The sequence below is a fragment of the Streptomyces sp. NPDC048671 genome (genome assembly GCF_055587045.1).
Genome location: NZ_JBVJHB010000018.1, coordinates 85,289 through 98,086 on the forward strand (window position 1 = coordinate 85,289; position 12,798 = coordinate 98,086).

The 12,798-nt window shown below is 65.3% G+C and carries 13 protein-coding genes and 1 pseudogene; 6 read left to right on the top strand and 8 right to left on the bottom strand.

Going from position 1 to position 12,798, the window contains the following annotated elements:
• Positions 1–16 precede the first annotated feature (16 nt).
• From ACZ6S6_RS31590 to ACZ6S6_RS31605, 4 genes are all read right to left on the bottom strand, one after another.
• A complete protein-coding gene (locus ACZ6S6_RS31590) occupies positions 17–553 on the bottom strand; it encodes a hypothetical protein (RefSeq protein WP_362961286.1) in 537 nt (178 codons plus the stop codon).
• Positions 554–688: 135 nt separating this feature from the next.
• On the bottom strand, positions 689–1,111 hold the full coding sequence (locus tag ACZ6S6_RS31595) for a hypothetical protein (RefSeq protein ID WP_362961288.1): 423 nt from the start codon (positions 1,109–1,111) through the stop codon (positions 689–691).
• 192 nt (positions 1,112–1,303) lie between these two features.
• Entirely contained in the window at positions 1,304–1,522 is a 219-nt protein-coding gene (locus ACZ6S6_RS31600) for an acyl-CoA carboxylase epsilon subunit (RefSeq protein ID WP_469708221.1), read from the bottom strand.
• A gap of 382 nt (positions 1,523–1,904) precedes the next feature.
• Positions 1,905–2,819: a LysR family transcriptional regulator gene (locus tag ACZ6S6_RS31605; RefSeq protein ID WP_469708223.1), complete on the bottom strand. Its 915-nt coding sequence runs from the start codon at positions 2,817–2,819 to the stop codon at positions 1,905–1,907.
• 186 nt (positions 2,820–3,005) lie between these two features.
• On the opposite strand from ACZ6S6_RS31605, the gene ACZ6S6_RS31610 reads away from it, so the two are divergent.
• Entirely contained in the window at positions 3,006–4,460 is a 1,455-nt protein-coding gene (locus tag ACZ6S6_RS31610; protein ID WP_469708225.1) for an MFS transporter, read from the top strand.
• 59 nt (positions 4,461–4,519) lie between these two features.
• Here the strand turns inward: ACZ6S6_RS31610 and ACZ6S6_RS31615 are convergent, their stop codons facing one another.
• Entirely contained in the window at positions 4,520–5,248 is a 729-nt protein-coding gene (locus tag ACZ6S6_RS31615) for a LuxR C-terminal-related transcriptional regulator (RefSeq protein ID WP_469708227.1), read from the bottom strand.
• An 888-nt stretch (positions 5,249–6,136) separates the two neighbouring features.
• Here ACZ6S6_RS31615 and ACZ6S6_RS31620 point away from each other — a divergent pair.
• The 3 genes and pseudogenes from ACZ6S6_RS31620 to ACZ6S6_RS31630 form a co-directional block, all read left to right on the top strand.
• Positions 6,137–6,547, top strand: a pseudogene (locus ACZ6S6_RS31620) (MFS transporter); the annotation flags it as partial.
• Positions 6,548–6,678: 131 nt separating this feature from the next.
• On the top strand, positions 6,679–7,167 hold the full coding sequence (locus tag ACZ6S6_RS31625; RefSeq protein ID WP_469708328.1) for a hypothetical protein: 489 nt from the start codon (positions 6,679–6,681) through the stop codon (positions 7,165–7,167).
• A gap of 54 nt (positions 7,168–7,221) precedes the next feature.
• Positions 7,222–7,554: a putative quinol monooxygenase gene (locus tag ACZ6S6_RS31630; RefSeq protein WP_469708229.1), complete on the top strand. Its 333-nt coding sequence runs from the start codon at positions 7,222–7,224 to the stop codon at positions 7,552–7,554.
• Between the two features lie 310 nt (positions 7,555–7,864).
• Here the strand turns inward: ACZ6S6_RS31630 and ACZ6S6_RS31635 are convergent, their stop codons facing one another.
• The 3 genes from ACZ6S6_RS31635 to ACZ6S6_RS31645 all read right to left on the bottom strand — a co-directional run bounded on the left by ACZ6S6_RS31635 (position 7,865) and on the right by ACZ6S6_RS31645 (position 11,127).
• Positions 7,865–8,572 (bottom strand): hypothetical protein, encoded by a 708-nt coding sequence (locus ACZ6S6_RS31635; protein ID WP_469708231.1) that lies wholly within the window; start codon positions 8,570–8,572, stop codon positions 7,865–7,867.
• An 894-nt stretch (positions 8,573–9,466) separates the two neighbouring features.
• Positions 9,467–10,027 (bottom strand): PIN domain-containing protein, encoded by a 561-nt coding sequence (locus tag ACZ6S6_RS31640; RefSeq protein WP_469708233.1) that lies wholly within the window; start codon positions 10,025–10,027, stop codon positions 9,467–9,469.
• Positions 10,024–11,127 (bottom strand): helix-turn-helix domain-containing protein, encoded by a 1,104-nt coding sequence (locus ACZ6S6_RS31645; RefSeq protein WP_469708234.1) that lies wholly within the window; start codon positions 11,125–11,127, stop codon positions 10,024–10,026. The genes ACZ6S6_RS31640 and ACZ6S6_RS31645 overlap by 4 nt, the downstream gene beginning before the upstream one ends.
• 694 nt (positions 11,128–11,821) lie before the next feature.
• Between ACZ6S6_RS31645 and ACZ6S6_RS31650 the strand changes: the two genes are divergently transcribed.
• Together ACZ6S6_RS31650 and ACZ6S6_RS31655 are read left to right on the top strand one after the other, a co-directional pair.
• Entirely contained in the window at positions 11,822–12,010 is a 189-nt protein-coding gene (locus ACZ6S6_RS31650) for a hypothetical protein (protein WP_469708235.1), read from the top strand.
• 202 nt (positions 12,011–12,212) lie between these two features.
• A complete protein-coding gene (locus tag ACZ6S6_RS31655; RefSeq protein ID WP_469708237.1) occupies positions 12,213–12,716 on the top strand; it encodes a very short patch repair endonuclease in 504 nt (167 codons plus the stop codon).
• The last annotated feature ends 82 nt before the right edge of the window (positions 12,717–12,798 follow it).

Below are 12,798 nucleotides of genomic sequence, written 5' to 3' on the forward strand. Positions count from 1 at the left end.
GACCCACCACCCGACGTCAGTCCTCGTCCATGCCGGACAGCGCCTCGGTGATCATGCGGGTGGCGAAGTCGGGGTCATCGGCGATGCGGTTGATGTGTTCCGCGAGCAGGAAGGCGGTGACTTCGAGGGGAGTCATCTCCTCCTCGGTCCAGCGTCCGTACTGCTTGCGCCACAGGTTGGGGCTCAGGCCGGTGCCCGCGGCGATGACGAGCCCGGCCATGGTGGGGATGACCTCGGTAGGGACGCTCCTGGGCATCATGCGCATCGTGGCCACAAGGGTGGGCACCACGTACTCGATGACGTCCTTGTCATGCTGTTCGTGGGTCATCCGCAGCCACTTCATGAACATGAAGATGAGCGTGCACGCGCCGTCAAGCAGGTCCTTGGCCCCCTCGGGGCCCAATGACGCGGCGAACTGGTGGACCAGCTCCTGTTGTTCGGGGTCGGACCTGGACTTGCCGTCGTGGATGCATCTGAGCCGGGAGTCGACCATCATGATCGCCGTGCCCACATCGCCGGCGGGAGCGTGCTTGGGATCGCAGGACGATGACACAGGGTTCCTCCTCAGTTGCCCACGGTGGGCAGTGCGGCGTGTCCGAGGGTAGACCGCCGAGGAGGCGGGGGTCCGAGGAATCCCGGTGAAGCGCCCTTTGGTGGCTGCCCTTTTTTCGACCGCCGCCCCCGGCCGTCAGCGGTCGTCGTCCCGCGTCATGTGGAAGGTGGGGCGGAAGAAGTCCCGGCCTTGAAGCACCGGGGCGTTCTGGGTTCCCCCACTGATGTTGTTGCGCACTTCACTGCCCGAGCCGCTCTGAGCCTGCTGCCACCACTCTTCGAGCAGTGCGCGGAACTCGGCGTCCAGGGCCGCCCGTACGCCCAGCGCCGTCGCCAGCGCCTGGGCGCGCACCGGGTCGGCAGGACTGTTCTCCAGGTCCGCGAGCTCCAGCTCGCCCGAGCTGATCACAGGCGATCCGTCCGGTTCCGCGTCCGGTTCCGCGCCGCGCCGGAACGGACGCCTCACCAGTGCGGTGAGCCCTTGCCACGTCTGGCGGCCGGCTTCGCCACCGACGGTTCCGGCCAGTGCCGTCAAGGCTGCTGCCGTGATCGGGTCCATGTCAGGCTCCCTCGGGTGGTGTCTGATTGGCACACCTTAAGTCCGTTGTGTGGAGCGATGGAGGAGTTCCGGCGTATCAATGGTCGTCGGGTTCCCGGTTCCAGCCATGGCATGAGGAGGTGTCATCTCCATGTTGTGGACAAGGTGTTGGGCAATACCTTCCGAGTGACGCCAGGTCGATCCGCTTCGATTTCAGTGCTGCCAACTGCGGGGCGCCGGGAAGCCGTGTTGCCGTTCCCACCGACGCCATCCGGCTTTGTCAGGGCGGGGGGCCGGGGACGAGGGGGTGGACCGGGCGGCCGCGCACGCCAGCAGGGTCGCGGTGATGGCGGCCACCTCTTCGGGCTCGGCGCCGCCGAAGATCCGCAAGTCGTACGCCGCCCCGGGAGCAGCGCTCGGATGGGCGGGCATCTCGGCGGGGCTCAATCGTCCAGCCGGAGCGTGGACTTGTCGAACGTGGCCATGGTTCCGCTGTAGCCGCCAGCGGGTGCGGAGAACCAGACGGCGTCCCGCGCGCCGATGCGGTCACGCTCCAGGACGAGAGGCCCACCCTCGGACGTGATGCTCAGTCAGTCGCCCAAGGTCTCCGTTTTCCCTCCGCACACACTTCTACGCCGATTGCTTTTGCGTGACTTCAGGTGTGGAACTTAGGCAGCGGTTCGAGCATCACACAAGCGTGCGCTACGAAGGTGTGAGCGAGCGGTATCGGACGGTGCGCGAAGCGTGATCCCGAGGGGGGCGGTGACCGTGCCGACCGGCCCGCACGACGATGTCGTTCAGAGGCGATCCGGGGTCAGGCCGCGCGTCCGGCCGCCAGATCCTCGAAGGCGGAGCGGGCGGTGGCGAGGAACGCCGACACGCTGGGCCGCTGTTCCGCTCGGCGCAGCCAGGTCATCGTGACGTCGGTCTCCGATGCCTCACCGGTGAGGGGTACGGCGGCCACTTCCCCGCGGGCCGCGGGGCCGGCCACCGCGATCTCGGGAAGCAGGGCGCAGCCCATCCCCGCTGACGCGCACTGGCAGAGGGCGGCCATGCTCGCCACCTGGGTGTCGATGACCGGCGCGTCCGGTCCCAGCCTGCGGATCAGCGCGTCGAGCATTTCCCGGAAGCCGCAGCCCTGCGGTGTGGCGAGGAACGCCTCGCCCCGCAGGTCCGGGCCTTCGACCTGGGCGTACGCGGCGAGCCGATGCCCCATGGGTATGACGAGCATCAGCCGGTCCGTGCTGAGGGCCTCGCTCGCCATGAGCTTGTCCCGGGGCGCCTCTCCGAAGGTGAGCGCGACATCGAGCTCGCCGCGCCGGACCCACTCGTAGAGCTCGCCGCGGCCACCCTCACGCAAGGTCACCTGAACGCGGGGATGGAGCTGTCGATACCGGGCGAGAACGGCGGGGAGCCTGTACGCGCACAACGTCTCCAGGCCGCCGACGGTCAGCTGGCCCCCTTGCTCCTGGGCCTCGTCACCCACGGCTGTCCGCGCTTCCTGGGCGAGGAGGAGCATCTGGTCGGCGTACTCGGCCAGGCGCTCGCCGGCGGGAGTCAGCGACAGCTTGCGGTTGGTGCGGTCGAAGAGCTTGGCGGCGAGCTCGGACTCCAGGGACTGGATCTGCTCGGTGACGCTCGACTGGGCGTAGTTCAGTTCGGCGGCGGCTCGCGTGAAGTTGAGCGTGCGCGCCACGGTTCGGAACGTCCGCAGGTGACGCAGTTCCACAGCTGCCGCCCTTCTGATCGGCTCGGCCGGTGTTCACCATCGGAAGAGCCCGCTTCTGCAACCGGCTTCGCACTGCCAGGATTTCAGCTATCGCCTCCTGCCCACAACCGGTCTCGGCGATGCCTCGTGCTGCCTATATGCGGCATTCCCCCAGCAACAAGTCTGCACCTCCTTGGGAGGACCGCCATGTCCAGCCAGTCAACTCGCCCGACGAGCGCCGGGCGGCCGTCTCCTGAAGACTCCCCCGGCAGCCCAGGCGTCGCTGCCGCACGCCCGAACGGCCTTCTGCTGTTCGGGCTGTCCCTCGGTTACTTCATGGTCATGCTGGACACGACGGTGGTCACGGTGGCTCTGCCTGCCATCGGGAAGGACCTGTCGGGTTCGCTCAGCGGGCTGCAGTGGGTGTCCAACGGGTACACACTCACCTTCGCGGCTCTGCTGCTCACCGCCGGCGCGCTCTCCGATCGCTACGGCGGTCGGAAGGTGTTCCTGGTCGGATTGTGGCTGTTCGCCATCTTCTCCGGCTTCTCGGCGGTGGCAGGTTTGATGGGTGTGTTGATCACGCTGCGCGCCCTGCTCGGGGTTGCGGGCGCGCTGCTCCTGCCCACCTCGCTCGCGATCATCGCCCACGCCTACACCGATCCGGCGGCGCGGGCACGGGCCATGGGCGCCTGGGCCGCGATCAGCGGAACCGCGCTGGCAGCCGGACCTCTGGTCGGCGGTGTCCTCACCGACACGCTCGGGTGGCAGGCCATCTTCCTCCTCAACGTACCGGTCGCCCTCGTCTGCATCGTGAGCACGATGAAGCACGCGCCCGCCAGTGACCCCAAGCCTTCCAAGGGGATCGACCTGCCGGGCCAGATCACCGTCTTCCTGGCTCTCGCCGGCCTGACGTATGCGCTCATCGAGAGTCAGCCCGAGGGCTGGGGATCACTTGAGGTACTCGGCGGATTCGCCGTGTTCGTGGTGGCCGGGGCAGGGTTCCTGCTCGCGGAGCGCCGCCCTGAGACGGAGGCCCGCGCTCCCATGCTGCCGCTGGCCATGTTCCGCAACCGGACGCTGTCGGCGGGCTTGTTCGCCGGGCTTCTCGTGAACTTCGGGCTCTCGGGGGTCTTGTTCCTCCTCTCTCTCTTCTTCCAGGAGGCGCACGGCTATTCGGCCTTCACCGCGGGTCTCGCCTTCCTGCCGCTCACGCTTCCCACGGCCTTCAACCCGATCTTCACGGGTCGCCTCGTGGGCAGGATCGGCGCCCGCAAGCCCGCCATCGCAGGCTTCCTGATGATGGGTGTCGGCGTCCTGATCCAGTCCGCGTCCACATCGGACTCCACCGTCTCGCTCATCGCGATGTGCTTCGGTCTGCTGGTGCTGGGCTTCGGGGTCTCCTTCGCGATTCCGCCGCTCATGACCGCAGTGGTGGGATCGGTGGCCAAGGAGCAGGCCGGCATCGCTTCGGGCGCGCTCAACTCCGCACGCCAGACCGGTGCTGTTCTGGGCGTAGCCGTCCTCGGAGCAGTGGTCGCCAGCGGCTCCTCGGTGAGCTCGGCCACCTGGATCGCGCTCGTGGTGGCCGGCGTCGTCCTGCTCGCCGGTGCGGGAGTGGTCGCCGCCTACATCGGCCGTCCCGCGCGGAAGAGCGCGTGATCCGTCGCGCGGAAGAACGCGTGATCCGCCTAGCGGAAGCGGAAGAGCGCGTGATCCGCCTAGAAGAACTCGGCGGTTCTCCGCACCGAGATCAATGAGGAAGCCCTGGCCTTGTTCACCGCGTCGATCCGTGACACGGCCCCGAGCTTGCCGAAGATGTTCCGCAGGTGCCGCTTCACTGTGGGCTCGGAGAGTCCGAGTGAAGCGGCGATCTGAGCATTGCTCATGGCACAAGCGGTCAGGTCGAGTACCTCGCGTTCCCGCTCGGTCAGCCTGACGTCGCTGTCGTGGCCCCCCGATGCCACCAGGGCTTCCGGGGGCACCGCCAGAAACACGCGCCGGCTGCCGTCGCAGCACGCGCGTACCGTGGCGATCAACTCCTGTCCGGAGGAGCTCTTCAAGAGGTATCCGCGGACTCCGGCATTGAGGAGTCCCTGGACGAGCCCGAAGGTGGCGTGGCCCCCGAGGACCACTATCGATGCCTTGGGGGCGGCCTGCCGGAGATGTTGCACCGCCGTCGTCACTCCGTCGGCATCGCGGATGCCGAGCAGCACGACCTGGGGGTCGCGCGCAGCAGCCAGGGCCAGGGCTTCGCCCATGTTCTCGGTCTCGCCGATGACCGCGATCCCGGGGGCGTCGCTCAAAATGCTGCAGAGTCCCTCGCGGAACTGGGTTTCTTCGTCGATCACGAGGACCCTGGCGGGCAGCGGCTCGGAGGCAGACGGCCCCAGGGCCGCACTGATCCTCGTGCTTGCCGTCTGAGCATGGCCTTCGTACACGTCGTCCATTCTCTCCTCGGATCCTCCGGGCAAAGCGAAGACGTGGTTCCCCGCAGCCCAGTCTCAAGGCGGGATTGAATACAGCCGTTGACGAGCAACCGGAAGACAGCACTGTCTGCCTGCTGCGTGCGTCGTGACATGGCTTTGGCAGGTGCCCCGGCCCGCGGAGACACCACAAGTGACGGATCAGTCGCGGATTTTCGGACTCACGTCACCAACTGGCCGACCTGCATAATCCCCCCGTTATTACGTGTCCAGGCACTTGAACGCTCAACGCTCTACCCGGCCTTCGTGACGTTATCAGCCACATGCGTGACGCAGGTAATGTGAAAGTAAAGAAAATCATGGGTGAGTGCGTTGTGTTTTTCTCTACTTTGGTGGTTCCGTCCGGCTGTACGCGGTCCGGCGGGCCTGTTTCGCCCGCCACTGGAATGGCTTGATTTTTACTTGCCGAGTCAAGGGTGCCGCGACCTGGCGGTCCGGAAAGCCGGTGGCGCATGGCATGGCATGTGGCCCCCATGCCATGCGCAGTGCCGATGAGGAAGCTTGGAGTGTCCAACCCGCACTCGATGGCCGAGGGGGAGCCATGCGGCGCGGCGCCTGTTGCGGAATTCGTCCACAAGAACCGAGATCGCCGAAGTGGATCTTCCCGTTCTTCCGGACGGAGCGGAGCGGGGCTGACGCTGAATAGCGACCGGCCATAGTGCAGCGAATGCGAATTGCCCGAGAAGGCGTGAAGGTGTGAAGGCGTGAAGGCGTGAAGGTAATTGCGGGTCGGCCTCAGGGGCCCCATTTACGTCGACCAAGCGGGACCGCCACCGCCTCATCGCCATCCTTAGTTTCGCGCTGCTGGTAGATCAGATGAAGCCCGCCACCTTGGCATTCATCTCGCCCGGCATGCGTGCCGAATACCACCTCAGCAATGGTGAGGTCTCCTGGCTTCCCACCGTGGCACTGACCGGCACCGTACTCGGATCGCTTGTCTGGGGCCGGGCGGCGGACCGTATCGGGCGCAGGGCCACCATCCTCATCGCCTCTCTGCTTTTCCTCGGCACGACGGTCTGCGGCGCCATGCCGACCTTCAGCGGCACGCTCGTCATGTGCGCCCTGATGGGTATGGCCGCCGGCGGAATGCTGCCGGTTGTCTACGCGCTGATGACAGAGAGTCTGCCGCCCGGCCGGCGCGCGGCCATCATGGTGCTGCAGGCCGGACTGACCACTACCGGCGGCTACATGGCCGCCTCCGGACTGGCCGCGATCCTTGTGCCGCTGATCGGCTGGCGCGTTCAGTGGTTCGCCCAACTCCCCCTGGTAATCGCCCTCATAGCGTTTAACAGATGGATCCCGGAATCGGCTGAGTTCACGGCGCGACGGGTCTCGTCTATTGGGGATTCATCACCTTCCTGCCCAGTCAGTTGGAGTCCTCGGGCCGTCACGGCATGTCCGCCGCCACTCTGCTGTTCATCCCGTCACTGCTGTCCATACCCGCCTACGCGGTGGCCGCATGGCTGTATGCGCGATGGTCCGCCAAGGGCACCATGGTCGTCTACGCGGCCCTCACCGTCGGGGCCCTCCTGGTCCTGGCCACGGTCGGCATGGACGGCAGCCGCCCCGTCCTCCTGACCACCGTGATGCTGCTGTTCGCCGGTACGGCCGGCGTCATCGCGCTCATCGGCCCCCACACGGCCGAGATCGCACTGATCCTCTCGATGCCGGGAGGGGTGCGCACCGCCGCGGTGCTCGTCGCGGTCCCCATGGCTGTGGCAGGAGTCGCCGTCGCCGCGCGTGGGACCACTACTCCCCATGCGGTCGCACAGCCCTCCCTGGGCGCGGCCGCCACGCTGGATGTCGAGCTCGATGACCTGGTGCGCAGCGAAGCCGGTTCCGCGCGCCCGACAACGCCCCTACCGGGCAAGGGGGCGAGATGAGCCGAAGCAATCCCACTTGTCGTTGAAGCGTCAACTCAATCTGGAGGCAGCCGTATGGAAGAAACCGTGATCCGGGCCGACGACGGAACGATCTCCGTGATCAACGTCTTCACTGTCGAGCCCAAGCGTCAACAGAGGCTGGCCGAAGTGCTGAGCGAGGGTGCCGAAAAGTACATCCGGCACAGGCCGGGGTGTCTTTCGGTGAATATCCTGCCCAGCAACGACGGCAAGCGGCTCATCTACTTTGCCCAGTGGCGGAGCAAGGCCGACATCAGGGCGATCATGTCGGCCCCCGACTGCCAGGTCTACCGGGACAAGGCGGCCGAGCTGGCCGACCCCGACGCGCATGCGTACACGGTGTTCGCAGTCCACCACCCGGAGGGCTGAGGGCTCGCGGGTGCTGCTGGAGGCGGACCGGAGAGAGCCGGGCCGAAGGCGGATTCGAGGCGATGAGGACAACGGGCCGGGAGTGCGTCGCGCCTGAGGCCTGAGCGATCAGTAACGGGCGGTGTCCCCAGGAGCGAGGGTCTCTCCCAAACGATCTCCGGAAACCACTCAGGGGCCTGATCCACTTAGTGGATCAGGCCCCTGACCTGGTGTTTCAGCTGTCGGGGTGGCGGGATTTGAACCCACGACCTCTTCGTCCCGAACGAGGGTCGAGCCCTGACCCTAGCTGCGTAGATGGCGTTTTCCCTGGTCAGAGGTGTGGTCCCGATTGGTCTCGCGTGGTGCCGCGGGGGCTTGGCGAGCGGGTTGGCTCCCCAGCGGCTCCCAGGGCAGAGGTCGTGGGCGGACCTTTGGGGTATTGCCTGAAGTCGTCAGCGCAGGCGGCCACCGCCTGGCTCAGTCCAGAGAAGTCAGTGTGCACGGGATGCAGTCGCCGGAGGCTGGAGAGCCTGATCGTCCTCTGATCTGGACACCGGTCGTCCAGAATTCGGGTGGACAGCACGTAGAAGGTCCACTGGCCAAGGCCGAGAGGATCGAGGGTCTGCTTGTCCTGATGGTGCAGCAGGCAGAACACGTAAACGTCCGAGCGACGCAGTACTTCGGCCGATGTTGCGTCGGTCTGCGCGTCCCACCCTGTGGCTGGCGCGATGGAGAACGAAATCTCGGATGGTTTGGACTGAGCCCACGACTGTAAGTAGGCCGCCGACTTCACCTCGATCCGCCACTGCTCGGCGGTCCGGATGTCGACTGTGTCCCATGCGGTCCGGGTGCCGGCGGCAGCGCCGAGTGCCGTGGCCACAAGGTACTCAGCCAGGACACCGCGCATGGTGTTGTTGGCCAGGTCGGAGCATGCCCAGCTCCAGAAGCCACCGAGGGTGGCCACGGCCTCGCCGTCGACTCGTATCGGCTCGTCTCCGGTTCGGCGATTGATGACCAGCGGACCGAGATGAGTGATCATGCTCTCCTCCAGCGACGAAGGTACGGGGTGCCTCAGAGTGAGAGAAGGCACTGACCGTGGAGTGCGAAGGCTTGCTGGTGACGCTCTGGTCGGACGGTAGAGCCGCAAGCCTGTCGACCCGGATCTTCTTCGGCCGACTCGGATGCCGGCCCGGACCGGTGACCCGGACGAGAACGGCTGTTTCTATGTCGGAACGAACGCAGGATCGGTGTCTGGACCTGGGGCCGCGCTTCTCGGTGCCTGATGATCCAGCGCTTGGAATCGGTGTCCGGCGGACTGCGACTTCAGACTCCTCGCCCCCCCGGAGGAGGCCGTCCCGGAGCTGGAGTCAGCTGCTTGATTGCGGGCGCTCTGCCGGTCCGGCCGTCTCGGTCAGGGGTGGGTTCAAATCCCGCCCAATAACAGCTGTAAGGCCAGGTCAGGTGCCGTCTTAGTGGCTGCTTGGGACTTGACATCGTCCTCGTGGTGTCAACCGACAGGCTCTTTGGCGGTTCTCAGTGGAGCCGGATGCACGACCTCTTCCCCGAATGTGGTCCGGGCGAGATCGCTACCGGCCGATTTCGCAAGTCGGGGCGTTGGTCTCGATGGTCCTCGGCCGGTGTAGAGAGAGTGAGGAGTGCTGGGCCTCAGCCGCGCATAGCTGTAACCGCAGTGGTCAATGTGGGCAGGACGGTCACCCACTATGCCAAAGACCAGGATGGCTCCTGATATAAATGGTCCTGCTGTCCGTTGGCCAGCCTTCTGCCGCGCGGCTGGCCACCTTACGTGTGAGCCCCTGCAGGATGGTGATAACGAACGTACGGCGCCGCCTGTCAGGCCGAGATCCGTGATGCATCACAGGTCAGGCTACTTACGCCACTGCCCGGCGGACGAGCTGAACGTGATTCTGCATTGCTACTGCAACAGGCCATTCTGCTTAGCCCAGCTTATGAATTGACCGCGAGCGCAAGGATATCGTGCTCCAGTATCGATCAATGCGTCGACTAGGGTACTTCCTACATATTCCGTTGTGTGCCCCTCGCTGACGGCGGTCGCTATTATGCGCAGGGATCCCCAGACGGGCAGGGAGTTCTTAAGGGCGATTCTCCGAGCGTCTCCGTCATCGATCACAGCAATCGCGCCGTTGACCTCGGCCCATGCGAGGACAGTAGCTTCACCTTCGTTCGACTTGCTGCCCGAGACCCGATCCATCCACGTCACGAGTGCCGTGAGCTCGTTCAGGTGATCGACATGCACGATCTCTAGCCAATCAGCACTCGCCAGGCTCAGCCCGTACGTACTGAGCTCGTCCACGACGGTCTGCGTAGTTACATTCCGCCGTTCCGCACCTTGCCAGGTCCGGGCGGCATCGCCGAGGACATCGAGTTTGCCCGCTTTAATTGCGTGAAAGAGAGGAGATGCATCCCAGGCAAATAAGGCGTCGGGCAGGCTTGCAGCGGCAGAGGCGATACTCACGGCAGCGGCTCCTCCAGGATGCGCGTGGGTAGTTCATCTATCGCGAGTGCGCCGTACAAAAGCTCGATGGCGCGTGGAGCTGTGATGGCACCTGTTTCCCAGGCGCTTAGCACCGCCTTACGCCACATTTTGCCGGTTGCACCTGGTTCAAGATCAGGGATCGGCTGTGCGCCGAGTACGGCTAGAAAATCTCCACGCGTGGGCGAGTTCGCCTTCTGTCGCCTGGCTTCCCCGCTGTCGATCAACCCCAGGTTGCGCACGCGATTTACGACTGCGCTCCAGGACACCCTGTAGCTGGCTGCCAACGCAAGCATGGCGGGCCTAGCTTTCTTGGCTTCTGTAACTTCCTGCCAAGCTGTCTGTACATCCTGGGCAGGAAGGATGAAGCACTCGACGAACCGGTCAATCTGTCGCTCACGCTCATCGCGGCTGGCTGCCACACCAGCGTCGCTGTGGTACTCGTCCTGCAGAAGGTGATGGCCCAGCTCGTGGGCAGCCGTCCACCGCCGCCTTCCGGGCTGCGCTTCTCCACTAATGACAGCTACGCCATATCCGTCCTGCAGGAGTGAAGCTCCCTCGGCCGGCTCGTCTACGACCGTCAGGAAGAGGCCCAGCTGTTCCACGACGTCCGCCATCGGACCAAGTGGGCCCGATGGTCTATCCAGGGCGCTACGGGCTGCTGCGGCCAGCGCACCCGGGTCGACCTGGTCTTCCGGCCGCTGCACGGAAGGGTTCAACTGTGGGGGCGTGAGAAAACCCTCTGAGATGAGCCAATGAGCATTGCGAGCGTGCTGCTCGAGCCAGGCGTCAAGCCGGTAGCTAGCACGAGTTGCCTCGTCCGACACGTCCTCCAGCGCGACTCGACGGGATACGAGAGGCGCGGGAGGACGGGAGAGGAAGTGCGCTAGAGGGACACCCAGCGCTTGGGCCAGACGAGAAAGTTCAAGAGCGGAAACGCGGCGATCCCCGGCTTCGATGCGCACCATGGCTGTGCGATCGAGCCCTACCGCGGAGGCCAGGCTGCCCTGGCTCATGCCCGTAGCTAGGCGTGCCTCAGTGATCCGCTCGCCCACTTCATCCCAACTCTGCACCGCTTCCATGTGTGCGATTTTTGCACACATGGAAGCGGCTGGCATCTACGGAGGGCTGTGTTCTCGGTCAAACGCTTAAATCAGGCCAGGCGTGTAGCGGACGCTGGAGGCACACAGGTGCTCCGTCAAATGCGAGCAATGATCTTCGATTTGAACCGTTGGGCTGCTGACCTGCAACGATGTAGGTGATTCTTTCTTCTCTGCACTCCAGGTCAGCCTACCGGCGAACTGAGGCTTGTGAAGTGACTCAGCTGTAGGTAGTTGTTCGTGATTGCTGCGAGGGGTCTGCAGGGAGGGCTTGTGGTTCCCGCGGTGGCGGATGGGAGGCGCAAGGTATCGCTGCCGACGAGTTAGACACGCGAGGCCGCAGGGCGCCCTCTCGGTATCGGTAGACGGAATTTTCGTCAGTCGCGAGCTCTTTGTCCCGAATGAGGGCCGGGCGGGACTGACACCGGGTGGTTTGCTGTTTGGCTGTTCAGGGCGTTGGGGCGGGGTGGTCTTGGGGAGCAGGCTGGCTCCCCACTGGCTCCCAGCGGGACCTCAGCCAAAGGCCGCTGAATCCGTGTTTCGCGCCGTGTCCGAGGGGGTCAACGAGGCGAGGAGCTCTGCATTCGGCTACGCCATGCGGAGCTGGCCCTCTCTTGGAAGGCTGATCGCTGGAACGGTCAGGGCAGCGCACCATGAAGGCTGGCAGACTGCGATTGTGATACGCGAACCAGCAGAACTGCAGATCGATGACGACGGCCGCGTGTCCCTGCCGCTGGGGCTCCTCGCGGAGGCGGGCCTGGATGCAGGGGGCCGAATCCTGGCGTTCAGCGACGGCGACGGGCGCATCGTGCTGCAGCGAGAGGTAGACGTCTTCAAGGCACTGCTGCACGACGGGACTATGTGAGTGGAGATCCCGCTGCCGCGAGGCCACTCCCGTTGCAGCGATCGGGGATTGTCGGTGCGCGGCCGCGTGGGGTCCGCGGGTGCGAGGTTTGCGATCGCCCTTCCTCGCCACAGGGAAGCACCGAGAGTAGAGCTGGACGGACAGTAACGGGTCTTCGCAGGCGGGACGCCCCGGAGGAAGCTGTCTCTGAGCTGTGGGAGATATGGGAGAGCAGAAACTACCAGAAGGACTGGCCGAGCAGTGGACACCGCCGGAGGGGTCGTGGGCGTCGTCGGCCGCGACCCGGCGGAGCATGGTCGGCAACCGGAGTCGTGATACTGCGCCCGAGCTGCTCCTCCGCTCGCTCGTCCACGCTGCTGGACTGCGCTACCGGGTAGCGGCTAAGCCGCTCCCGAAGATGCGCCGAACAGCCGACATGGTCTTCCGCCCTGTGAAAGTCGCAGTCTTCATCGACGGCTGTTTCTGGCACGGCTGCCCGGAGCACTTCGTCATGCCCAAGACGAACCAGCCGTACTGGGAAGAAAAGATCGGCCGGAACATCCAGCGCGACCGGGACACAGACGACCGCCTCGCGAAGGCTGGCTGGCTGGTGCTCCGTTTCTGGGAACACCTCGAACCAGAGGCGTGTGCTGCCACTGTCATTGAGGCTGTGGCAGCACGGCGACAGGAAGGCCAAGCCTTGAAGCATCCGAGGAAGACCTCCTGACCGTCGCGTCGCTGGAGGCAGAGGTCAGCTGAACTCCGCAGGGTTTAGCGAGAAGAGCTCGTACCGGGGGCCGTCTTGGCCT